The organism is Embleya sp. NPDC005575, assembly GCF_040605455.1.
GTDB lineage: Bacteria > Actinomycetota > Actinomycetes > Streptomycetales > Streptomycetaceae > Embleya.
In genome coordinates this window covers 20,674-41,567 of record NZ_JBEXCV010000055.1, presented here as the reverse complement: position 1 = coordinate 41,567, position 20,894 = coordinate 20,674, and the positions used below count along the sequence as shown (strand labels likewise).

19 protein-coding genes and 1 pseudogene are annotated in these 20,894 nt (G+C 70.8%); 16 read left to right on the top strand and 4 right to left on the bottom strand.

The window, feature by feature from the left end:
- Nucleotides 1-11: 11 nt before the first annotated feature.
- From ABZS54_RS20040 to ABZS54_RS20010, 7 genes are all read left to right on the top strand, one after another.
- Nucleotides 12-836, top strand: coding sequence for an FtsQ-type POTRA domain-containing protein (locus ABZS54_RS20040; protein WP_355537415.1), 825 nt, complete (start codon nucleotides 12-14; stop codon nucleotides 834-836).
- 290 nt (nucleotides 837-1,126) lie between these two features.
- Nucleotides 1,127-2,302 (top strand): cell division protein FtsZ, encoded by a 1,176-nt coding sequence (gene ftsZ / locus ABZS54_RS20035; RefSeq protein WP_355537413.1) that lies wholly within the window; start codon nucleotides 1,127-1,129, stop codon nucleotides 2,300-2,302.
- A 65-nt stretch (nucleotides 2,303-2,367) separates the two neighbouring features.
- Entirely contained in the window at nucleotides 2,368-3,099 is a 732-nt protein-coding gene (pgeF, locus tag ABZS54_RS20030; protein WP_355537410.1) for a peptidoglycan editing factor PgeF, read from the top strand.
- Nucleotides 3,100-3,142: 43 nt separating this feature from the next.
- Nucleotides 3,143-3,868, top strand: a complete 726-nt coding sequence (locus tag ABZS54_RS20025) for a YggS family pyridoxal phosphate-dependent enzyme (protein WP_355537407.1) — start codon at nucleotides 3,143-3,145, stop codon at nucleotides 3,866-3,868.
- Between the two features lie 73 nt (nucleotides 3,869-3,941).
- A complete protein-coding gene (gene sepF / locus ABZS54_RS20020; protein ID WP_026218733.1) occupies nucleotides 3,942-4,586 on the top strand; it encodes a cell division protein SepF in 645 nt (214 codons plus the stop codon).
- Nucleotides 4,587-4,651: 65 nt separating this feature from the next.
- Complete coding sequence (locus tag ABZS54_RS20015) at nucleotides 4,652-4,936, top strand: YggT family protein (protein ID WP_020552920.1); 285 nt, start codon at nucleotides 4,652-4,654, stop codon at nucleotides 4,934-4,936.
- A 45-nt stretch (nucleotides 4,937-4,981) separates the two neighbouring features.
- Nucleotides 4,982-6,229, top strand: coding sequence for a DivIVA domain-containing protein (locus ABZS54_RS20010; protein ID WP_355537403.1), 1,248 nt, complete (start codon nucleotides 4,982-4,984; stop codon nucleotides 6,227-6,229).
- Nucleotides 6,230-6,378: 149 nt separating this feature from the next.
- Here ABZS54_RS20010 and ileS read toward each other — a convergent pair whose 3' ends face one another.
- Entirely contained in the window at nucleotides 6,379-9,528 is a 3,150-nt protein-coding gene (ileS, locus tag ABZS54_RS20005; RefSeq protein WP_355537400.1) for an isoleucine--tRNA ligase, read from the bottom strand.
- A 627-nt stretch (nucleotides 9,529-10,155) separates the two neighbouring features.
- Between ileS and ABZS54_RS20000 the strand changes: the two genes are divergently transcribed.
- From ABZS54_RS20000 to ABZS54_RS19980, 5 genes and pseudogenes are all read left to right on the top strand, one after another.
- A complete protein-coding gene (locus ABZS54_RS20000) occupies nucleotides 10,156-10,623 on the top strand; it encodes a TraR/DksA family transcriptional regulator (protein WP_355537397.1) in 468 nt (155 codons plus the stop codon).
- Between the two features lie 136 nt (nucleotides 10,624-10,759).
- Nucleotides 10,760-11,272: pseudogene (gene lspA, locus ABZS54_RS19995) on the top strand (signal peptidase II); the annotation flags it as partial.
- 227 nt (nucleotides 11,273-11,499) lie between these two features.
- Nucleotides 11,500-12,444 carry an RluA family pseudouridine synthase gene (locus tag ABZS54_RS19990; RefSeq protein WP_026218732.1) on the top strand — a complete coding sequence of 315 codons (945 nt, stop codon included), beginning with the start codon at nucleotides 11,500-11,502 and terminating at the stop codon, nucleotides 12,442-12,444.
- A gap of 84 nt (nucleotides 12,445-12,528) precedes the next feature.
- Nucleotides 12,529-14,118, top strand: a complete 1,590-nt coding sequence (locus ABZS54_RS19985) for a Na+/H+ antiporter (protein WP_355537394.1) — start codon at nucleotides 12,529-12,531, stop codon at nucleotides 14,116-14,118.
- 99 nt (nucleotides 14,119-14,217) lie between these two features.
- Nucleotides 14,218-14,817, top strand: coding sequence for a dienelactone hydrolase family protein (locus tag ABZS54_RS19980; RefSeq protein ID WP_355537391.1), 600 nt, complete (start codon nucleotides 14,218-14,220; stop codon nucleotides 14,815-14,817).
- Here ABZS54_RS19980 and ABZS54_RS19975 read toward each other — a convergent pair.
- Nucleotides 14,721-15,965: a mechanosensitive ion channel domain-containing protein gene (locus ABZS54_RS19975; RefSeq protein ID WP_355537435.1), complete on the bottom strand. Its 1,245-nt coding sequence runs from the start codon at nucleotides 15,963-15,965 to the stop codon at nucleotides 14,721-14,723. The genes ABZS54_RS19980 and ABZS54_RS19975 overlap by 97 nt on opposite strands.
- Nucleotides 15,966-16,124: 159 nt before the next feature.
- Between ABZS54_RS19975 and ABZS54_RS19970 the strand changes: the two genes are divergently transcribed.
- The 4 genes from ABZS54_RS19970 to ABZS54_RS19955 all read left to right on the top strand — a co-directional run bounded on the left by ABZS54_RS19970 (nucleotide 16,125) and on the right by ABZS54_RS19955 (nucleotide 19,503).
- The gene (locus tag ABZS54_RS19970) at nucleotides 16,125-16,760 is read left to right on the top strand and encodes a hypothetical protein (RefSeq protein ID WP_355537388.1); all 636 of its coding nucleotides are present in this window, start codon (nucleotides 16,125-16,127) and stop codon (nucleotides 16,758-16,760) included.
- A gap of 95 nt (nucleotides 16,761-16,855) precedes the next feature.
- Nucleotides 16,856-17,884: an ABC transporter ATP-binding protein gene (locus tag ABZS54_RS19965; RefSeq protein WP_355537385.1), complete on the top strand. Its 1,029-nt coding sequence runs from the start codon at nucleotides 16,856-16,858 to the stop codon at nucleotides 17,882-17,884.
- Nucleotides 17,881-18,702: an ABC transporter permease gene (locus tag ABZS54_RS19960; RefSeq protein ID WP_355537382.1), complete on the top strand. Its 822-nt coding sequence runs from the start codon at nucleotides 17,881-17,883 to the stop codon at nucleotides 18,700-18,702. The genes ABZS54_RS19965 and ABZS54_RS19960 overlap by 4 nt, the downstream gene beginning before the upstream one ends.
- 111 nt (nucleotides 18,703-18,813) lie before the next feature.
- Nucleotides 18,814-19,503: a hypothetical protein gene (locus ABZS54_RS19955; RefSeq protein WP_355537379.1), complete on the top strand. Its 690-nt coding sequence runs from the start codon at nucleotides 18,814-18,816 to the stop codon at nucleotides 19,501-19,503.
- Between the two features lie 181 nt (nucleotides 19,504-19,684).
- Here the strand turns inward: ABZS54_RS19955 and ybaK are convergent, their stop codons facing one another.
- A complete protein-coding gene (gene ybaK, locus ABZS54_RS19950) occupies nucleotides 19,685-20,182 on the bottom strand; it encodes a Cys-tRNA(Pro) deacylase (protein WP_355537376.1) in 498 nt (165 codons plus the stop codon).
- 23 nt (nucleotides 20,183-20,205) lie between these two features.
- Nucleotides 20,206-20,892 (bottom strand): LON peptidase substrate-binding domain-containing protein, encoded by a 687-nt coding sequence (locus ABZS54_RS19945; protein ID WP_355537373.1) that lies wholly within the window; start codon nucleotides 20,890-20,892, stop codon nucleotides 20,206-20,208.
- Between the last annotated feature and the right edge of the window lie 2 nt (nucleotides 20,893-20,894).

Genomic DNA, 20,894 nt, shown 5'->3' with positions numbered 1-20,894 from the left:
GGGGAGCGTTCTTGCCCGAGACGAAGGAGCGCGCGCAGGTGCGTCCGGCGAAGGCCGGGCGTGGTCCGCAGCGGCGCTGGACCAACCTGCGCCCGCTCCTCGTCCTGGCGCTGCTCGTGCTGCTCGCGGGGACCGGATGGGGGATCGTCTACCACTCGCCGCTCCTGGACACCCGCACGGTGGCCATCGGCGGACTGGGCGCGCTGCCCCGGGATCAGGTCGCCCGAGTCGCGGCGGTGCCCGTCGGCGAGCCGCTGGCCGGGATCGACCTCGACGCGATTCGTGCCCGGGTGGCCGCGATTCCGCGCGTGGCCTCGGTCCGGGTCGAGCGGGATTGGCCGCATACCGTGCGGATCTCGGTGCGCGAACGGGCGACCGCGCTGGTGATGCCGGACGCGGGCCGCTACGCGGAGATCGACAAGGACGGCGTACGGTTCGGTACGGTGGACGCCGCACCGGTGGGGGTGCCGGTCGTCAAGGCCGACGCCGACACGGTGAGTGGGGAAACGCTACGGGGGGTGGTCCAGGTGGTTACGGCGCTGCCGCCGTCGGTCGCCCAACGTGTGCGGGACATCACGGCGCGATCGCGCGACGACATCGTGCTCGTGCTCGACAAGGGCGAGACAGTGTTGTGGGGCGGGGCCGAAGCGTCCGACCGCAAGGCTCTCGTGCTCGCGGCGCTGTTGCCGCGACCGGCGAAGTTCTACGACGTCAGCGCGCCCGACGCGCCGGTGACCCGGACTCAGCCGTTTCCCTCGGTCGCGCCGCCGGCGCCCGCCCAGCCGTTGCCCCCGGTCGCACCCGCCACGGCGGTTTCGACCCCGACCACGCCGTGACAGGGAGCGGAAGCACCCCGCCACTGCGATAAAACAATAGGGACAGGTTCGGCGTGTTCGTTGAACCGTGTCCGATGGGGACCTAGTGTCGGCCTAGCCCCAGGTTGACAAAGCAGTAATCCGCACCGTTCGCATCGGCGGCGTTCGATGCGAATCGGTGTAACTCTATACCTGAGGGTGAGGGTTTTGGTGGCTCGCGGAAATCGCGTCCCGACCTCCCCAAGTCGGCAAATGTCGGCATGCCGGAACCACGGCACGCCGACCGGAACTCGAGGCGAGAGGCCTTCGACGTGGCAGCACCCCAGAACTACCTCGCAGTCATCAAGGTGGTCGGTATCGGCGGTGGCGGTGTCAACGCCATCAACCGGATGATCGAGGTCGGTCTCAAGGGCGTCGAGTTCATCGCGATCAACACCGACGCCCAAGCCCTCCTCATGAGCGATGCCGACGTCAAGCTCGACGTCGGCCGGGAATTGACCCGCGGCCTCGGCGCCGGCGCGAATCCCGATGTCGGCCGCAAGGCCGCCGAAGACCACCGCGAGGAGATCGAGGAGGTCCTCAAGGGGGCCGACATGGTCTTCGTCACGGCGGGCGAGGGCGGTGGCACCGGCACCGGTGGCGCCCCCGTGGTGGCCAACATCGCCCGCTCGCTCGGCGCGCTCACCATCGGCGTGGTCACGCGCCCGTTCACCTTCGAGGGACGGCGCCGCGCGAACCAGGCCGAGGACGGCATCGCGCAGCTGCGCGACGAGGTCGACACCCTGATCGTCATCCCCAACGACCGACTGCTCTCCATCTCCGACCGGCAGGTCAGCGTCCTGGACGCGTTCCGCTCGGCCGACCAGGTGCTGCTGTCCGGTGTGCAGGGCATCACCGATCTGATCACCACGCCCGGCCTGATCAACCTGGACTTCGCCGACGTCAAGTCGGTGATGTCCGAGGCGGGTTCGGCGCTGATGGGGATCGGTTCGGCGCGCGGCGACGACCGGGCGGTGGCGGCGGCCGAGATGGCCATCTCCAGCCCGCTCCTGGAGGCGTCCATCGACGGCGCCCGCGGCGTGCTGCTCTCCATCTCCGGCGGCTCCGACCTGGGCCTGTTCGAGATCAACGAGGCCGCGCAGCTGGTCAGCGAGGCCGCGCACCCCGAGGCCAACATCATCTTCGGCGCGGTCATCGACGATGCCCTCGGCGACGAGGTGCGGGTCACCGTGATCGCGGCCGGCTTCGACGGCGGGCAGCCGCCGTCCAAGAGCGAGCTGGGCAAGCCCGCGACCACGACGCAGGCATCGCGGCCGGAGCCGATGGGGCGGCCGACCCAGAACCAGGGTCCGGGCGTGCTGCACGAGCCGACGCCGCCGTCGACCTCCTACCCGGCGCCGACCACCCCGAGCCCGCGCACGCCGTTGGTGCCGGAGCCGATCAAGGACGACCTGGATCTTGACATCCCGCCGTTCATGAAGTCGTAGCATTCGCGGCAATGTTCGCGAACAACGCAACATCGTAGAAAACCGACACAAGGAGTGAGCCCGACGTGTTCACGCGAAGGGCCGCTTCCGGCGGCGCCCGTTTCGCCTTCACCGACCGGTGGGGCGGCACGGGCGCCGCGCCGTATGACGAGTTGAACCTCGGCGACCATGTGGGCGACGACCCGCGCGTGGTCGCCGCGAACCGCGCGCGCACCGCCGAGGCGCTGGGCCTGTCACCCGAACGGGTGGTGTGGATGAACCAGGTGCACGGCGATACGGTCACGATCGTCGACGCCGCGTCCCTTGAACCATTGCCCGCCACCGATGCCCTGGTCACCGCGACTCCGGGGCTGGCGCTCGCGGTTCTGGTCGCCGACTGCACCCCGGTGTTGCTCGCCGATCCACAGGCCGGCGTCGTGGCCGCCGCGCACGCCGGTCGGCCCGGCCTGGCCGCGGGTCTCGTGCCTGCCGTCGTCGAGGCGATGTGCAAGCTCGGCGCCGATCCGGCCCGGATCGTCGCCCGGACCGGGCCGGCTGTCTGTGGCGCCTGCTACGAGGTCCCCGAGGCGATGTGCGACGAAGTGTCCGCAGTTGTCCCAGCGGCTCGCGCACGCACCCGCGAGGGCACTCCAGGGCTCGATATCCCGGCCGGCGTATGGGCGCAACTCGCCGCGCAAGGGGTCGCGTCGGGTGAGAAATCGCACATCTGCACGCGCGAGTCGAGGGACCATTTCTCCTATCGCCGGGACCGTGTCACGGGTCGGATCGCCGGCTACGTGTGGCTCGCCGAGGGCTGACCCCGCCCGGGCGTGTCCGGTCCTCGTCGGCGACGATGGACGCATGGAAACGTACGCTCAGCCGACCGCGGACGGCGCCCGTCGAGGCGCCGAACTCGCCGCCAACCTGGCCGCCGTCCGAGACCGGATCGCCGCCGCCTGCGCGAGCGCCGGCCGCCCGCGCGCGGACGTCACCCTCGTGGTGGTGACCAAGACGTACCCGGCGAGCGACGTGCGACTGCTCGCCGGACTCGGCGTCCGCGACGTGGGCGAGAACCGCGACCAGGAAGCCGCGCCCAAGGCGAAGGCCACCGAGGACCTGGACCTCACCTGGCACTACGTCGGCCAACTGCAGACCAACAAGGCCAAATCGGTGGCCGGTTACGCCGATGTGGTGCACTCGCTCGACCGAGTCAGACTGGCCCACTCGCTGTCCGCCGCGGCCGAGCGGCAAAAGCGCACGATCACCGCGCTGTTGCAGGTCAGCCTGGACGAAGACCCGGCCCGGGGTGGGGTGTCCGCAGCCGATTTGGCCGAACTCGCCGACGTGGTGGCCGGTGCGCCGAACCTGATCCTCGGCGGGGTGATGGCGGTGGCCCCCCTCGGCGTCGAACCCGCCCGGGCGTTCGCCGGGTTGCGAGAAATCGCAACCCGCCTACGCGAAGCCCATCCGACTGCAAACATGGTTTCCGCGGGGATGAGCAACGACCTCGAAGCGGCCATCGAGGCCGGGGCGACACACGTACGCATCGGTACTGCGGTGCTCGGAGTCCGGCCTTCCCTCCGGTAGCGTCGCCGTGAAGTGGATCGCACGACCCACGGTGACCTCAGCCGATCCACCGTGAGACCGGAGGAAGCGGAACATGGCCGGCGCAATGCGCAAGATGGCGGTCTACCTCGGCCTCGTGGAGGACGATGTCTACGAGTATGACGATTACGATGAGGACGACATCGGCCAGGACGGCCGCGACCGGGTCGAGCGCACCGATCGCCGCGAGGAGCGGCGGGACGAGCGTCGTGAGGAGCCACGTGAAGTACGCGAACCGCGCGGGGAATCGCGGGAACGTCGCGAGGATCTCGTTCGTGGAGCTACTGCCCTTCGCGAAGCGGGGGCCCTTCGTGACGAAGGCCGCCTTGAAGAACACCGCGCAACAGTGTCCGCCATGCCCGAACGCCGTCCCGAGAGCAGCACACCGGTGACCGTACACAAAGTCGTCAGCGAACGTGAGCCCTACCGCATCACGACGCTGCACCCGCGTACCTACAACGAAGCCCGCACGATCGGCGAGCACTTTCGCGAGAGCACGCCCGTGATCATGAACCTGACGGAAATGGAGGACACCGACGCCAAGCGCCTGGTGGACTTCGCTGCGGGTCTCGTGTTCGGCCTGCACGGCAGCATCGAGCGGGTCACCCAAAAAGTCTTCCTCCTGTCGCCTGCTAACGTCGATGTGACAGCCGAGGACAAGGCCCGCATCGCAGAGGGCGGGTTCTTCAATCAGAGCTGAGGTGTGCGAAAACTGAGGCTAGGTGCGGTCCTGACCAGAAGGACGGCACGCGAGGGGGCAGTTGAATGAGCATCGCGCTGGAGATCATCCGCATCGTGCTCTACTGCTTTTTGATCGTGTTGTTCTTCCGCTTGGTGATGGACTATGTGTTCCAGTTCGCGCGGTCGTACGAGCCGCGCGGGGCCATGGTGGTATTGCTGGAGGCCACGTACTCCATCACCGATCCACCGTTGAAGTTGCTGCGCAGGTTCATTCCTCCGCTGCGCCTCGGGGGTGTAGCACTCGACCTGTCCTTCTTCGTACTGATGATCATCGTCTACATCCTGATCTCCGTCGTGGGCAGGCTGTAAGCGGTACCGTCTGTCCGATGCCGACGATCACGCTGAGGTGAAGAGATGCCGTTGACCCCCGAAGACGTGCGTAACAAGCAGTTCACGACCGTCCGTCTCCGTGAGGGCTATGACGAGGACGAGGTCGATGCGTTCCTCGATGAGGTCGAGGGCGAACTGACCCGACTTCTCCGGGAAAACGAGGACCTGCGAGCGAAACTCGCGGCGGCGACCCGTGCCGCCGCGCAGAGTCAGCAGCAGGCTCAACAGCGCAAGGAGCGCGAGCGCCCCGACGCACCCGTCCCGGCAGCCATATCCGGGCCGACCCCGGTTCCTCCGCCGCCCCAGATGGGTGGCCCGCAGGGGATGCAGGGCGGCCAGCACCAAATGCAGGGCGGCCCGCAGCAGCTCGGTCCCGGGGGACCGCAGCAGCACCCCATGGGGGGACCCCAGCAGCTCGGCCCCGGCATGAGCGGTCAGCACCAGCTCCAGGGCCCGCCGCAGCACCAGCTACAGGGTGGCCCCGGCATGAGCGGTCAGCACCAGCTGCCCGGTCAACAGCAGCAGCACCAGCTGCAGAGCGGTCAGCACCCGATGCAGGGCGGCCCCCAGATGAGTGGGCAGCACCAGCTCCAGGGTCCGCCGCAGCACCAACAACAGCTTCAGCAGCACCAGTTGCAGGGCGGCCCGCCGCAGCTCGGTCCGGGTGGACCGCAGCAGCAGATGGGCAACCCCGGTGGCGACAGCGCAGCCCGGGTGCTCGCGCTGGCGCAGCAGACGGCGGACCAGGCGATCGCCGAGGCCCGCTCCGAGGCGAACAAGATAGTGGGCGAGGCGCGCACCCGCGCCGAGGGCATGGAGCGCGACGCGCGTTCCAAGGCGGACGCCCTCGAGCGGGACGCACAGGAGAAGCACCGCGTCGCGATGGGCTCTCTGGAGAGCGCCCGCGCCACGCTCGAGCGCAAGGTCGACGACCTGCGTGCGTTCGAGCGCGAGTACCGCACGCGCCTGAAGTCGTACCTGGAGAGCCAGCTGCGTCAGCTGGAGTCGCAGGCGGACGACTCGCTCGCGCCGCCGCGCACGCCGGCCACGGCCTCGTTGCCGCCGGCCATGTCGTCCGCGCCGGTACCGATGTCGCAGTCGATGCAGCCGTCGTCGATGTCGCCGGCGATGTCGCCGTCGATCGGGCAGCAGATGAGCCCGGCGATGACGCAGCAGATGTCGCCGGTGCGTCCGCAGGCTCCGCAGCCGCAGCAGATGCAGCAGCCCTCGCCGATGCGCGGGTTCCTGATCGACGAGGACCCCGACAACTGACCGGCCACTGAGCGTCGGTCGGCACATCCGAGAAGCGCCCGCCCCCTCCGGGGGGACGGGCGCTTCTCGGGTTTCCGGGTACTTTCGGGTGATTCCAGGTGATCAGGAGTGGCTCGGGCGGGACGGTCGGGGCCGTCCCGCCCGACGGTTCACACCTTGCGCAGCCAGAACCGCAGGCCGAGCGCCGGGTCGCCGTGCTCGAACAGTTCCTCGTCCTCCGGCGAGCCCTGGGCGAATTGTGTCGCCAGCACCTCGTCGGCGACCTGGACGCCGTGCGCGAGCAGCGCCGACGTGGTCTCCTGCGACTCGTCGGCGGCCCACCACACCAGGATCCGGTCGGACACCTCCAGGCCGCTGTTCTTGCGGGCCTCCTGGATCAGCCGGACCACGTCGCGGGCCAGGCCCGCGAGCCGCAGTTCGGGCGTGATGGTCAGGTCGAGCGCGACGGTGGCGCCGTCCTGGCCGGCCACCGTCCAACCCTCGCGCGGGGTCTCGGTGACGATGACCTCCTCGGCCGCCACCTCGACCTCCTCGCCCTCGACCACGACCACCGCGCTGCCCGACTCGCGCAGCGCCGCGGACAACGCCGCCGCGTCCGCCGCGGCGATCGCCGCGGCCACGATCGGGGTGCGCTTGGCGAAGCGCTTGCCCAGCGCCCGGAAGTTGCCCTTCGCGCTGTACTCGACCAGATCGCCGCCCGCCTCGGACAGCGCCGCGACGGAGACCACGTTGAGCTCCTCGGCGATCTGCTCGCGCAGCTCCCCGGACAGCTCGTCCCAGCCCGCCGCGCCGATCAGCGCGCGACCCAGCGGCTGCCGGGTCTTGACCCCGGAGTCCGCGCGGGTGGCCCGGCCCAGTTCCACCAGTCGCCGCACCAGCGTCATCTGCCGGCCCAAGTCCGGGTGTACCAGTGCCGGATCCGCCGTCGGCCACGCGGCCATGTGCACCGACTCGGGCGCGTCGGCGGTGACCGGGCGAACCACGTCCTGCCAGACCCGCTCGGTGATGAACGGCACCAGTGGTGCCATCAACCGGGTGACCGTCTCCAGCGCCTCGTGCAGCGTGGCCAGGGCGGCCGGCTCCGCGTTCCAAAACCGTCGCCGGGACCGGCGTACGTACCAGTTCGACAGGTCGTCCACGAACGCGGTGAGCGCCTTGCCCGCGCGCTGCGTGTCGTAGGCCTCCAGGGCCGCGTCCACGTCGCCCACGAGGGTGTTCAGCTCGGACAACAACCACCGGTCGAGCAGTGGACGCTCGGCCGGCGCCGGGTCGCTCGCGCTCGGCGTCCAGCCGCCGGTGCGCGCGTACAGGGCCTGGAAGCTGACCGTGTTCCAGTAGGTCAGCAGGGTCTTGCGGACCACCTCCTGGATGGTGCCGTGCCCGACCCGGCGGGCCGACCATGGCGAGCCGCCCGCGGCCATGAACCAGCGCACCGCGTCCGCGCCGTGCCGGTCCATCAGCGGGATGGGCTCCAGGGTGTTGCCCAGGTGCTTGGACATCTTCCGGCCGTCCTCGGCCAGGATGTGCCCCAGGCACACCACGTTCTCGTAGGACGACTTGTCGAAGACCAGCGTGCCGATCGCCATCAGCGTGTAGAACCAGCCGCGGGTCTGGTCGATCGCCTCGGAGATGAACTGCGCCGGGTAGGACTGCTCGAACAGCTCGCGGTTGCGGTACGGGTAGCCGAACTGGGCGAACGGCATCGAACCCGAGTCGTACCAGGCGTCGATCACCTCGGGCACCCGGGTCGCCCGGCCGCCGCACACCGCGCCGTCGCCGACCTTGGCCGGGCAGTCGAAGACCACCTCGTCGATGAACGGCCGGTGCGGGTCCAAGCCGGACAGGTCACGTCCGGTCAGTTCGGACAATTCCCCCAGCGAGCCGACGCACGTGAGGTGATTCTCGTCGCAGCGCCAGATCGGCAGCGGCGTGCCCCAGTAGCGGTTCCGGGACAGCGCCCAGTCGATGTTGTTGTTCAGCCAGTCGCCGTAGCGGCCCCACTTGACCGTGTCCGGGTGCCAGTTGGTCCGCTCGTTCTCGCGCAGCAGCGCGTCCTTGACCGCGGTGGTGCGGATGTACCAGGACGGCTGCGCGTAGTAGAGCAGCGCGGTGTGGCAGCGCCAGCAGTGCGGGTAGCTGTGCTCGTACTCCAGATGCCGGAACAGCAGCCCGCGCTCGCGCAGGTCGGCGACCAGCGCCTCGTCGGCCTTCTTGAAGAACTGCCCGCCCACCAGCGGCAGGTCCGGCTCGAAGGTGCCGTCCGGGCGGACCGGGTTGACCACCGGCAGGCCGTACGCCCGGCAGGTCTTGAGGTCGTCCTCGCCGAAGGCGGGCGCCTGGTGCACGACACCCGAGCCGTCCTCGGTGGTGACGTACTCCGCGAGCACGACGAAGTTCGCGTCCTCCAGCGGCAGCAGGTCGAACGGGCGCCGGTAGGCCCAGCGTTCCATCTCCCGGCCGGTGAACCGCTCGCCGGTGGCCACCCAGCCCTCGCCGAGCGCCTTGGCCACCAGCGGCTCGGCGACCACCAGGCGCTCCTCGCCGTCGGTGGCCACCACGTAGGTCACGTCCGGGTGCACCGCGGCGGCGGTGTTGGAGACCAGCGTCCACGGGGTGGTGGTCCACACCAGCAGCGCGGCCTGCCCGGCCAGCGGCCCGGAGGTGAGCGGGAAGCGCACGTAGACCGAGGGGTCGACGACGGTCTCGTAGCCCTGCGCGAGTTCATGGTCGGAGAGCCCGGTGCCGCAGCGCGGACACCACGGCGCGACCCGGTAGTCCTGGGTCAGCAGACCCTTGTCGAAGATCTGCTTGAGCGACCACCACACCGACTGGACGTACTCGGGGTCCATCGTCCGGTACGCCTTGGACAGATCGACCCAGTAGCCCATCCGGGTGGTCAGGTCCTCGAACGCGCCCACGTGGGTCATCACCGACTCGCGGCACTTCGCGTTGAACTCGGCAATCCCGTACCGCTCGATGTCCGGCTTGCCGGTGAAGCCGAGCTGCTTCTCCACGGCCAGTTCGACCGGCAGGCCGTGGCAGTCCCACCCGGCCTTGCGCGGCACGTTGTACCCGCGCATGGTGCGGTAGCGCGGGAACACGTCCTTGAACACGCGGGCTTCGATGTGGTGCGCGCCCGGCATGCCGTTGGCGGTCGGTGGGCCCTCGTAGAAGACCCAGCGCGGGCCGTCGGCGTTCTGTTCGAGGGAGCGCTCGAAGATGTCGTTGTCCCGCCAGAACGCGAGAACCTCGTGCTCCATGGCGGGCAGGTCGACCTGCGCCGGTACCGGGCGGTACATGTGGCTTCCTTCCGCGGGCTGTGATGCGTGCCTACCGAAGGGACGAGACCGCCGTGCGCCGGTCCCGCGGTACCACCCTTCTTGGCCGCGCGCGCCCGGAACCGCAAGCGTGCCGGGGCGGGCACAACCCACTCGTATGCGCGAGGGCCGGTTCTACGGGTCGATCCGGGATCGAATCGACCTTTCCTCCGGCAGCTCCGGGGTGATCTTCACGTCGCGCACACCCCCGGGCTCACACCGTCCCCGGATCGCTGGTGGCTGCGTGCGGCGCTACTCGTCCCCATCGACACCGTCTCGCTCTGCGGATTGTACGACCCGAACGGGTAGGCGCGCCTCCGACTTCACCCGCCGCCAAGTGCATAACGATCCGCTCGGGAACCGGTAACGAACGGGACACGTAGAACAGGGATAAGCGTGGTTGCGTCTGGGCACAACCGATTTACGTCGCCGCCCCGGCGCAATCAGTGACGGGACGGCGCGTCCGGTTGTCCGGGGCGACCCATCCCTAAGCGAAACAAGGGGGCCGTGACCATGACGGATACAGAGAAGGCGAGTGGCGGGCGGACGCGTCGTGCGACCGCGACGACGACGCCGCGAGCCTCGGTACGGGGAGGAACGGGACGCACCGTGAAGGCACCTGCACACGTGACTGCCGCCGGCACGACGACGTTGGCCACGCCGCCCGACGGGTTCCATGCGCCGGCGGTCTACATCGTCCGGGCCGGCGAGGACCCATGGGACGATGCGGAGCTGCGCGAGGTGCGGGAGGGGCTGATCGAGACCGCGCACGAGTTGCGGGCCGAGATCGCCGTCTCCGAGAACGGCATCGCCGATCTGCTGCGCGACTCGGGTGAGGGCGCGGGCGACGATCAGGCGGACACGGGGACCAAGAACTTCGAGCGCGAGCACGAGATGTCCCTGACCAACAACGCGCGTGGCATGCTGCTCCAGTCGGAGAAGGCGCTGCGTCGTCTCGCCGACGGCACGTACGGGGCCTGCGAGTCGTGTGGTTCGGCCATCGGCAAGGCGCGCCTGCAGGCGTTCCCGCGTGCGACCCTGTGTGTGACCTGCAAACAGCGCGAGGAACGCCGGTAACCGTCGAGGCGGCCGGCGGCGCGTCGAAGGACTGGAGCGAGCCATCGGCACCGGAGCGGAACGACGGGATGACGCGGAGTCGCAGGCCCCCGCTGGGGAGCCGGACACCGAGGCGACCGAGAGCGGGGCGGACGGCTTGGAGCCGACCGCGCCCGCCGGGTCGCGCACCCGCCGATACATCGCCGTCCTGCTCGGCGTCGCGGCCTTCGCGTACGCACTCGACCTGATCAGCAAGCTGATCGTGGTGGCCAAGCTCGAATACCACGCACCGATCGACATCCTCGGCGACTGGCTCCAGTTCCGGGCCACCCGCAACGCGGGCGCGGCGTTCGGCATGGGTCAGGGGCTGACCATCGTGCTGACCGTGATCGCCACCGCCGTGGTCGTGGTGATCCTGCGGCTCGCGCGCAAGCTGAACAGCCTGCCCTGGGCGATCGCGCTCGGTCTGCTGCTCGGCGGCGCGTTCGGCAACCTCACCGACCGGATCTTCCGGGCGCCCAGCGTGTTCCAGGGCCACGTCGTGGACTTCATCGCGCCCAAGCACTTCGCGATCTTCAACCTGGCCGACTCGGCCATCGTGGTCGGCGGCTGTCTGATCGTGCTGCTGTCCTTCCTGGGCCTGCAGCCCGACGGCACCCGCGAGGGCGACGAGCAGGACGAGGCGGCCGAGGAGGAGATCGCGGCCGAGGCGGAACCGGACGGCGAGACCGCCGCCGGCAACGGGACGGCGACCGACCGGGCCGCCGCGCCCGCGCCGGCCGGCGCCACCAAGGCCGTCGTCGAGCCGGTGCGGACCGAGCCGGCGCGGCCCGCGCAGCAGCCCGCCGACGACCACGTCGTCGAGTCCGGCCCCGATGCCGGGCATACTCGTATCTCGTGACTGTCAATCCCGGCTCGCCCGAAATCCGTACTCTTCCCGTTCCCGATGGCCTCGAAGGCGAGCGGGTCGATGCCGCGCTCTCGCGGATGTTCGGCTTCTCGCGTACCAAGGCGGCCGAGCTGGCCGCCGCCGGGAAGGTGCAGCTCGACGGCCGGGCGGCCGGGAAGTCCGACCGCGTGAACGGCGGGGCCTGGATCGAGGTCGAGATGCCGGGGGCGCCCAGGCCCGTGCAACTCGTCGCCGAACCCGTGCCCGGCATGCGGATCGTGCACGACGACGACCACATCGTGGTCATCGACAAGCCGGTCGGCGTCGCCGCGCACCCCAGCCCCGGCTGGACCGGCACCACCGTGGTCGGCGGCCTCGCGGCGGCCGGCTACCGCATCTCCACCTCCGGTGCGGCCGAGCGCCAAGGCGTCGTACACCGCCTGGACGTGGGCACCTCCGGGCTGATGGTGGTGGCCAAGTCCGAGCGCGCCTATACGCTGCTCAAGCAGCAGTTCCGGGACCGCACCGTGGACAAGCGCTACCACGCGCTGGTCCAGGGCCACCCGGACCCGCACACCGGCACCATCGACGCGCCGATCGACCGGCACCCCACCCACGACTACAAGTGGGCCGTGGTGATGGGCGGCAAGCCCAGCATCACGCACTACGACACGATCGAGGCGTTCCGCGCCGCGAGCCTGCTGTCGATCAAGCTGGAGACCGGTCGCACCCACCAGATCCGGGTGCACATGGCCGCGCTGCGGCACCCGTGCGTGGGCGACCTGACCTATGGCGCGGACCCGACCCTGTCCAAGCGGCTGGGTCTGGAGCGGCAGTGGCTGCACGCGGTGAGTCTGGCCTTCGAGCATCCCGGCGACGGCACCTGGGTGCAGTACGAGAGCGGCTACCCGGCCGACCTGACCGCGACCTTGGAGCGGGTCACCGACAGGTGACATCGATGCCCTCGGATCGGTGATTCGGCGGCGTTTCGGGGAACGCTCCAAGATCGAATCGCGGTCGATCGGTCTGGGGGCGGAGTGGGCCAGCTCACACTGCTGTTCCTGTTGATGTTCGGCACGGTCGTGGTCGTGCCGCTCGCGGGACGCTTGCGGCTGCCCTTCCCGGTGCTGCTCACCCTGTACGGCGTGCTGCTCGGCTGGCTGCCGTTCGTACCGACCCTGCGGATCGACCCCGACCTGTTGCTGCCCCTGTTGTTGCCGCCGCTGCTGTACGCGGCGGCGCAGCGCTCGAGCTGGCGCGAGTTCGCCGCCAACGCCCGGCCGATCGTGCTGCTCGCGGTCGCGCTCGTGCTGGTCACCACGGCCGCGGTGGCGGCGGTGGCGAACGCGATGGTGCCGGGACTGCCGCTCGCGGGCGCGGTCGCGCTGGGCGCGCTGGTCGCGCCGCCGGACCCGGTGGCGGCCACGGCGGTGGCCGGGAGTCTGCGGCTGCCCCGGCGATTGGTGTCGATCCTGGAGGGCGAGGGGCTCTTCAACGACGTCACCTCGCTTGTGCTCTACCAGGTCGCGGTCGCGGCCGTGGTCAGCGGGACGTTCTCGCCGGCCCGGGCGGTGGGGATGCTCGCGCTGTCCGCCGTGGTCGGTGTGGGGATCGGCTTGGCGGTCGGCCTGGCCGGGCGGTTGTTGCTCGGCCGGTTGGACGAGCCCACCCTGCAGACCCTGCTCACCCTGCTGGTGCCGTTCCTGGCCTACGTGGTCGCCGACGAACTGCACGGCTCCGGCGTGCTCGCGGTGCTGACCACCGCCTTCTACCTGGGCTCCGTCGCCGAGGACGCGGACAACGTGGTCGGCCGGCTCACCGGACGCTCGTTCTGGGAGGTCGTGGACCTGGTGGTCACCGGCGTCGCGTTCGGGGTGATCGGCCTGGAGATGTGGGAGATCTTCCACGACCTGCACGGCGACCGGGTCCGGCTGTTCTGGGAGGCCGGCGCGGTGGTGCTGGTGCTGATCGTGGTCCGGGGCCTGTGGCTGTTCCCGGTCGCGGCGCTGGCCCGACGGCTGCACAACCGGCTGCCGACCGCCGGCGAGACGCAGACCCCGGACCCGCGGGAGACCGTCGTGGTGTGGTGGGCCGGGATGCGCGGCGTGGTGACCATCGCGCTCGCACTGGCCCTGCCGCTGACCACCGACGCCGACGAGGCGTTTCCCGAACGGCAGCGGCTGATCGCGATCGCGTTCTGTGTGATCGTGGTGACACTGCTGCTCCAGGGGGTCAGCCTGCCCTGGCTGGTGCGCCGGCTCGGGGTCTCCGAGGCGGACGACGTGGACAGCCGTGAGGAGCGCCGGATCGCGGCGACCGCGACCAAGGCGGCGCTGCACCGGCTGCGCGAATTGGACGAGGAGCGCGACCTCCCGGACGAGATGGTGCAGCGGCTGCGGGCCCGGCAGAAGGCGCTGCTCGCCGAGCTCAAACCGGAGGGCACGACCGAGGAGCTGGCCGACACGGTCGTCGAGCGCTCCCGGCGGATCAGGCTGCTGCACGAGATCGAGGCGGAGATGACCGCCGCCGCGCGCCGCGAGGTGATCGCGGCCCGGGGCCGGCGCGGCGTGGACCCGGCCGCCGCCGACCGGGTCCTACGCCGCCTGGACCTGCGCAGCATGCGCTGAACCGGGTGTGGCGGCCTGCGCCGAACGGGTGCCGGTGGCCGGTACCGTTGAGCCTTTGTCCGATCGTTCGTCGCATCACGTCCCCGGAAGGACCCCCACGTGTCCCGCATCGTGCTGTTCCACTCGGCCTATGGGCTGCGCCCCGCCGTTCACGCCGCGGCGGAGCGGCTGCGTGCGGACGGGCACGAGGTGACCGTGCCCGACCTGTACGACGGGCGCGGCACCGAGTCGATCGAGGAGGGCATGGAGATCAAGGACGAGATCGGCGCGGACGAACTGATCCGGCGCGCCGTGCGGGTCGCCGCCGGGCTCGGTCCGGGCCTGGTCTACGCGGGCTTCTCGCTCGGCGCCTCGATCGCCCAGAACGCCGCGTTCGCGGACTCCTCGGCGGCCGGGCTGCTGATGTTCCACGGCACCTCCGACCTGCGCGAGGACGCCGCGACCGAGGTGCCGGTGCAGTTGCACGTGGCCGAGCCGGACCCGTTCGAAACCGAGGACTGGCTGGGCACCTGGTACCTGGGCATGCGCCGGGCCGGGGCGGATGTGGAGATCCACCGCTACCACGGCGCCGGTCACCTGTTCACCGACCCGGACCTGCCGGACTACGACCGCGAGGCCGCCTCGCGGGCCTGGGCGATCGCCTCGGACTTCCTCAGCGAGATCGACTCGGCCGCGGCCGCCGCGGCGGCCAACGACTGAGGCTTCTTGGCCAGGTCCACGTACTTGCGGGGGCCGGTCTGCATGGGCACCTGCGGGGCCTGGCGCGTCTTGGCGAAGCGTCCGTTGCCGCTGTACGGACCCACCGCCTCGTTGCCCAGCGGCGCGGGCGCGGTGGCGATCCGGGGCAGCGCGTACGGGTGTTCGCAGCGCAGGTAGTCGAGCAGCTTCTCGCGCACCTCGCAGCGCAGCGTCCACAGGTCGTCGGAGTCGCGCGCGGTGACCACGGCGCGGACCAGGATCGTGGTCGGGGTGGTGTCGGTGACGTACAGGCTCCAGCCCTGGCCGTCCCACAGGCCGGTGTCCTTGAGGATGCGGTGCAGTTCGTCGCGCAGCTCGCCGACCGGCGCCGAGTGGTCCAGGTGAAGGAAGACGGTGCCGGTCATCCGGGTGTCGGTGCGCGACCAGTTCTCGAACGGCCGGGAGGTGAAGTAGGAGACCGGCATGACGATCCGGCGCTGGTCCCACGTGTTGACCACCAGATAGGTCAGGGTGATCTCCTCGATCGTGCCCATCTCCTGGTTGACCACGACCGAGTCGCCGATCCGGACCATGTCGCTGAACGCGATCTGAAGGCCCGCGAACAGGTTGGCCAGCGCGCTCTGCGCGGCCAGACCGGCCACCACGCCGAGCAGACCGGCGGAGGCCAGCAGGCTGGTGCCGATGGTTTTCATGCCCGGGAAGGTCATGATCATCGCGGCGAAGGTGATGATTCCGACGATCGCCACCGCGGTGCGGCGGATCAGCGCGATCTGGGTCTGGATCCGGCGCACCCGGCCGGTGTCGGTCGCGTTTGCCGCGTAGCGCTCGAAGGAGGTGTTCACCAACAGGGTGACCGCGTGCACGATCAACCACGAGCATGCGGCGATCACCGCGAGCACCAGGATGTGCCGGATCATGCCGCGGCTGCGTTCGGGCAGGCCGGCGGCGGGTTCGGCGAGCAACAGGACCGACGCGCCGAGCGTCGCCACGATCGAGGCGCGTCCGCGCCGCATCATCGACCAGAGGGGTCCTGTCAGCGGCTTGCGGGTCTGTACTTCGCGGGCCAGGCGAGCCATTCCCCAGGTCACCAGACCCGTGAAGGCGATCACCGAGACAAGCACGATCAACGGGCGAAGTATGTGCCACACGTCCACGTCGAGAGCCTCCTAGGGGGCTTGTGGTCAAACCCGTACGGTACCCGAGCACGGCGAGCCCACCCGCGCGTCCGGTCCGCGCCGGCCGTGCCCCGCAGCCCGCCCGGGGCGCTAACGTGCGGGTCAGGCGGCGGACCGTACGGAGGACGCGCTATGTGCAAATGGACCAGGATCGGCAAGGCCGGATTCGGCGCGGTGCGCCGGGGACAACGCTTCCGCGGCGCCTCCCGGGCTGCGGCGGAACGTTCCGCCGCCGGCGCGACCGCCTTCGACCCGAACGTGGACACCCGGTTGACCCCGCGTCAGGCCGCCCTGCTGATCCGCTACCTGGTGGGAAAGGTCGTGCTGGGTCGGCTGAAGTTCCTGTTCCTGCTCAAGTACCCGCTGCTCGTGGCGGGTGTGCCGCTGCTCTTCCTGTTCCCGCCGGCGGGCGTCGTGCTGCTCGTGCTGTTCGGCCTCGCCGCGCTGGTGCAGTGGGTGATCGCCCGCGCGATCGGCCGGCTCGCCGCGTTCCACCGGCTGGACGCGGCGGAGAACGAGCTGACCGACGCGGCGACGGTGTGGTGGCCCAATCTCAAGCGGGAGACCGCCCGGGTGGGCCTGCCCACCAGGCCGCTCGCCCTGCTCAAGCCGGCCGCCGCCCGGGCGACCCGAAGGTTGGACCCGGAGCGCGAGGCCGCGTTCGCGGCGATCGACTGGCGTGCGGTGATCCCACGCGAGCAATGGCAGCGGGCCCGGGTCCTGCTCGCCAAGGAGGCGGGCGGTCGGCCGGACGACGCGACCGCGTAGAGTCGTCCCGTCGTGTGCCACCCCACTCGGCCACTTGGCGCGAGGCGCGGGTCGCACGCCATCTCCACCACCTTCAGGACGACGCGCGGGGTCGGATGTACAAGCTGCCCGGAACGGACGAGCGGAGCGTGACCATCCCCGGCGAGCCCATGGCGGCCGATCCGTGCTTCACGGTGCGCGGACTGACCAGGACGTATCGCACCGGGCGTCGCCGGGACCGGCACGTGGTGACCGCGAACGACGCGATCGACCTGGATGTGCGCCGAGGCGAGATCTTCGGCCTGCTCGGCCCCAACGGCGCGGGCAAGTCCACCCTGGTTCGCCAACTCACCGGCCTGCTGCGGCCGGACACCGGCACGATCGACCTGCTTGGTCACGACCTGGTGCGCCGACCCGAGACCGCCGCCCGCCTGGTGGCCTATCTCGGGCAGGAATCCGGCGCGCTGGACGAGTTGACCGTCGCGCTGGCGATCGAGACCACCGCCCGGCTGCGCGCGCTGGACGCCGCCCGGGCCCGGGCCGAGCGGGACGCGGTGCTCGACGAACTCGAACTGGGCGCGATCGCGGACCGACCGCTCAAGAAGCTCTCCGGTGGCCAGCGCCGGCTCGCCTGCGTGGCCACCGCACTGGTCGGCGCCCGCCCGGTGCTGGTCCTGGACGAGCCGACCACCGGCATGGACCCGGTGGCGCGCCGCGCGGTGTGGGCCGCGGTGGATCGCCGCCGGGCCGAGCAGAGCGCCACCGTGCTCCTGGTGACACACAACGTGATCGAGGCGGAGACCGTGCTGGACCGGGTCGCCGTGCTCGACGAGGGCCGGGTGATCGCGTGCGACACGCCCGGCGGCCTCAAGGCCATGGTCGGCGACGAGGTCCGCCTCGACCTGGTCTGGCGGGCCGACCCGCCGATGGACGACCCGGCGGTGAGCATGCTCGCGCAGACCGCGGTGCGCACCGGCCGGCGCTGGAGCACCCGGATGGAACCGGGAGTGGCCCGCGAACTGCTCGCCGGCGTCACCTCCGGGCCCGCGTTCGAGGCGCTCGACGACTTCACGCTGTCCACGCCGAGCCTGGAGGACGTCTACCTCGCGCTCGGCGGGCGCCACCAGGGACTGGTCAAGGGATGAGGGTGTCGACCCCAGTGAGTGCAGCGAGCATCGAGACCGCGCCGGCGCGGTCGGCCGAGGCGGTGGTACCCGCGCCGACCACGTCGCTCGGCGCCGGGCTGCTGACCGTGTACCGCGCCCAACTCTCCCGGGTGCGCGTCTCCCGGGTCCCGCTGCTGTTCGTCGCGGTGTTCCAGTCGGTCGGGATCATGATCCTGATGCGCGGCGTGGTGGACACCGGCAGCGACACCGCGCGCGAGGCGGTGGTGGCCGGCTCCAGCGTGCTCGTGGTCGCCTTCGTCGCGCTCAACCTGCTCGCCCAGCACTTCGGCAACCTGCGCGCGGCCAACGCGCTCGACTACTACCTGACGCTGCCGGTCCGCCCGGCCGCGGTGGTGTTGGGCATGGCCGCCGCATACGCGTCCTTCACCCTGCCCGGTACGGTCGCCACGGCCGTGATCGGCGCGCTGATGTTCCAACTGCCACTGGCCAACCTGTGGGTGCTGCTCTTGGTCGTGCCGCTGTCCGGCGCGGCCCTGGCGGGCATCGGCGCGGTCTTCGGCCTGCTCGCGCCGCGCCCCGAACTGGCCACCCTGCTGGGCCAACTGGGCATGTCGGCCGCGCTGTTGCTCGGTGTGCTGCCCGAGGACCGGATGCCCGAGTTGATCGTTGTGGCCCGCGACCTGCTGCCGTCCTCGTACGGTGTGGATGCGTTCATCGCCAGTTACGGCGATCCGGACTGGGCGGCGGTCGGCGGCAACCTCGCGGTCTGCGCGGCGGTCGGCGTGGTGATGCTCTCGTTGGCCACGTGGTCCTTCCGGCGCGGCACCCGGGCGTAGTCGCACCCGTTCGCACCCGTTGTTTCGCCCCGACCACCAGACACACCACCGCGCGGGGTCACGCCGCCGGCCCGATCCGCACACTCGATCCGCACATGGGACGCTGACCAGATGACGTCTGCCGGGGATATCGACCCCTACCCGTCGCCCGAGGGCGCGCACGTGGGCTTCGCGCCCGGGCCCGACGCGCCTCCCACGCTGTGGCAGCGCTACCGCACCGACGTGGTGGCCTTTGCCGTCGTGGTCGCGGCGTGCCTGGTCGTCGGCGCGATCGTGGGTGTGATCTGGGAGCAGGTGACGCCGCGCGTACCGCTGCTCGCGACCAAGGAAGGGGTCTTCCAGACCTCGCCCGAGACGGAGACCTCGATCGCGCTGGACGGTTGGTTCGCGGTCTGCGGTGTGGCCGCGGGCATCGTGTTGGCGCCTCCGGCGTTCTGGCGCTTTCGCCGCCAGGGTGTGGCGACCGCGCTCGCGCTCACCGTCGGCGGACTGGCCGGGTCGTACCTGGCGTTCAAGATCGGCGTGCGGTTGGGCCCGGACGGGATCGTGGAGCAGGTTCGCCGGATCGGCCTGGGCAAGCGGTTCGACCAGCCGCTCGAACTCAAGGCCAAGGGCGTGCTGTTGCTGTGGCCGATCGCGTCGATGGTGATCTTCCTCGGCCTGTCCGCGGGATTCGCCCCGGCGGACCGGGAGCCGACGTCGCCGGGGCCCTATGGGTGGCAGCCGGGGCAGGAGTTCCCGTGGGCGCAGCCGGCCTCACCGCGAGTCGACCTGACGAAGCGGGAGCCGGACGAGGGTTGAGTCGTACTCGGTTCGGCGGGCGGGTCGGCCTCAAGCGCGGGCCGGGCCGGTGGCCTCGATGCCGGCCGGGCCGACGGAGGTTCGGCTGACCCGGGGCGTCGATCGGGCTCGGCCTCGAAGCGTCGGCCCGGCTGGGTGTGGTCGAGTGCCGTGTGGGGTGAGCGGCGTTCGAGGCCACCGGTCAGGTGCGGCCCACCGGCGCCGTGAGTGCCCGGGTCTGGTGGATCAGGTCCGCCGGGGCGAGTTCGATTTCGAGGCCGCGGCGGCCGGCCGAGACGTACACCGTCGGGTGGGCGAGGGCGCTTTCGTCCACCACCGTGGGGTGCCGGCGCTTTTGGCCCAGGGGGCTGATCCCGCCCAGCACGTAGCCGGTGGCTCGCTCGGCCGCCGCGGGGTCCGCCATCGCCGCGCGCTTGCCGCCGACCGCCGCCGCGAGTGCCTTCAGGTCGAGCCTGCCCGCCACCGGGACCACCGCGACCGTCAGCGCGCCGTCCACGTCCGCCAGCAGCGTCTTGAACACCCGCTCGGCCGGGACGCCGAGCACCGCGACGGCCTCCTCGCCGTAGGACGCCGCGTCCGGATCGTGTGCGTACGCGTGCACGGTGAACGCGATCCCTTCGCGGGTCAGCGCGACCGTCGCCGGGGTGCCCTGTCCACCCTTGGCCTTGCTCTTCGCCATCTCGGCGGCCCCTCGATCGCTGGTCAGTTGGGTTCGATGCTCTGCCGCAGCAACTCGACGGCGGGCAGCGACGGCAGATGGTCCAGCAGCGCCGCCTCCCGACGCAGCAACTCGACCTCCGCGGTCAGCCGCACGGTCGCGTCCTCGGCTTCCAGGAGTCGCTGCTTGTCGTGCGGGTCGAGCACCACCGCGGCGGCCACCAGGTAGGACAGCACCACCGGGTCGTCGGGCAGCTCGGGCAGGCTCATCGGGGTGCGCTGCTGAGCCGAGAGCAACCGGCGCTGATACTCGGCGAACGCCCGGGTCGCGGCCAGGCCGAGCACGTCGGCCCGCTCGCCGACCGGGTCCTCCAGGTATTCCACCTCGGCGTACAGGTAGGGACCCGAGTCGTCCACGGACACCAGCCGGAACCGGGTCGCCCCGGTGGCCACCAGGTCGTAGCGGCCGTCCTCGTGCGTCTTGATCGTGGCGATCTCGGCGGTACAGCCCACCGGATGCAGGATCTCCAGCGGATCGCCCTGGATGTCGCCGACCTCGCGCCCGGTGCGCAGCGCGACCACGCCGAACCGCTGCTCCGCTTGGGGCAGCACCTCCAGGTCCCGGACCAGCGCGCGGTACCGCTCCTCGAAGATGTGCAGGGGCAGCACCAGACCCGGGTAGAGCACCGAGTTGAGTGGGAAGAGCGGAAGCCGGTCGGTCACGGTGACCAAGA

Coding starts and splice junctions, on each gene's coding strand:
- ABZS54_RS20025 (WP_355537407.1), top strand. CDS start 3,143: ATGGAAACGTACGCTCAGCCGACCGCGGACGGCGCCCGTCGAGGCGCC.
- sepF (WP_026218733.1), top strand. CDS start 3,942: ATGGCCGGCGCAATGCGCAAGATGGCGGTCTACCTCGGCCTCGTGGAG.
- ABZS54_RS20015 (WP_020552920.1), top strand. CDS start 4,652: ATGAGCATCGCGCTGGAGATCATCCGCATCGTGCTCTACTGCTTTTTG.
- ABZS54_RS20010 (WP_355537403.1), top strand. CDS start 4,982: ATGCCGTTGACCCCCGAAGACGTGCGTAACAAGCAGTTCACGACCGTC.
- ileS (WP_355537400.1), bottom strand. CDS start 9,528: ATGTACCGCCCGGTACCGGCGCAGGTCGACCTGCCCGCCATGGAGCAC.
- ABZS54_RS19970 (WP_355537388.1), top strand. CDS start 16,125: ATGTGCAAATGGACCAGGATCGGCAAGGCCGGATTCGGCGCGGTGCGC.
- ABZS54_RS19965 (WP_355537385.1), top strand. CDS start 16,856: ATGTACAAGCTGCCCGGAACGGACGAGCGGAGCGTGACCATCCCCGGC.
- ABZS54_RS19960 (WP_355537382.1), top strand. CDS start 17,881: ATGAGGGTGTCGACCCCAGTGAGTGCAGCGAGCATCGAGACCGCGCCG.
- ABZS54_RS19955 (WP_355537379.1), top strand. CDS start 18,814: ATGACGTCTGCCGGGGATATCGACCCCTACCCGTCGCCCGAGGGCGCG.
- ybaK (WP_355537376.1), bottom strand. CDS start 20,182: ATGGCGAAGAGCAAGGCCAAGGGTGGACAGGGCACCCCGGCGACGGTC.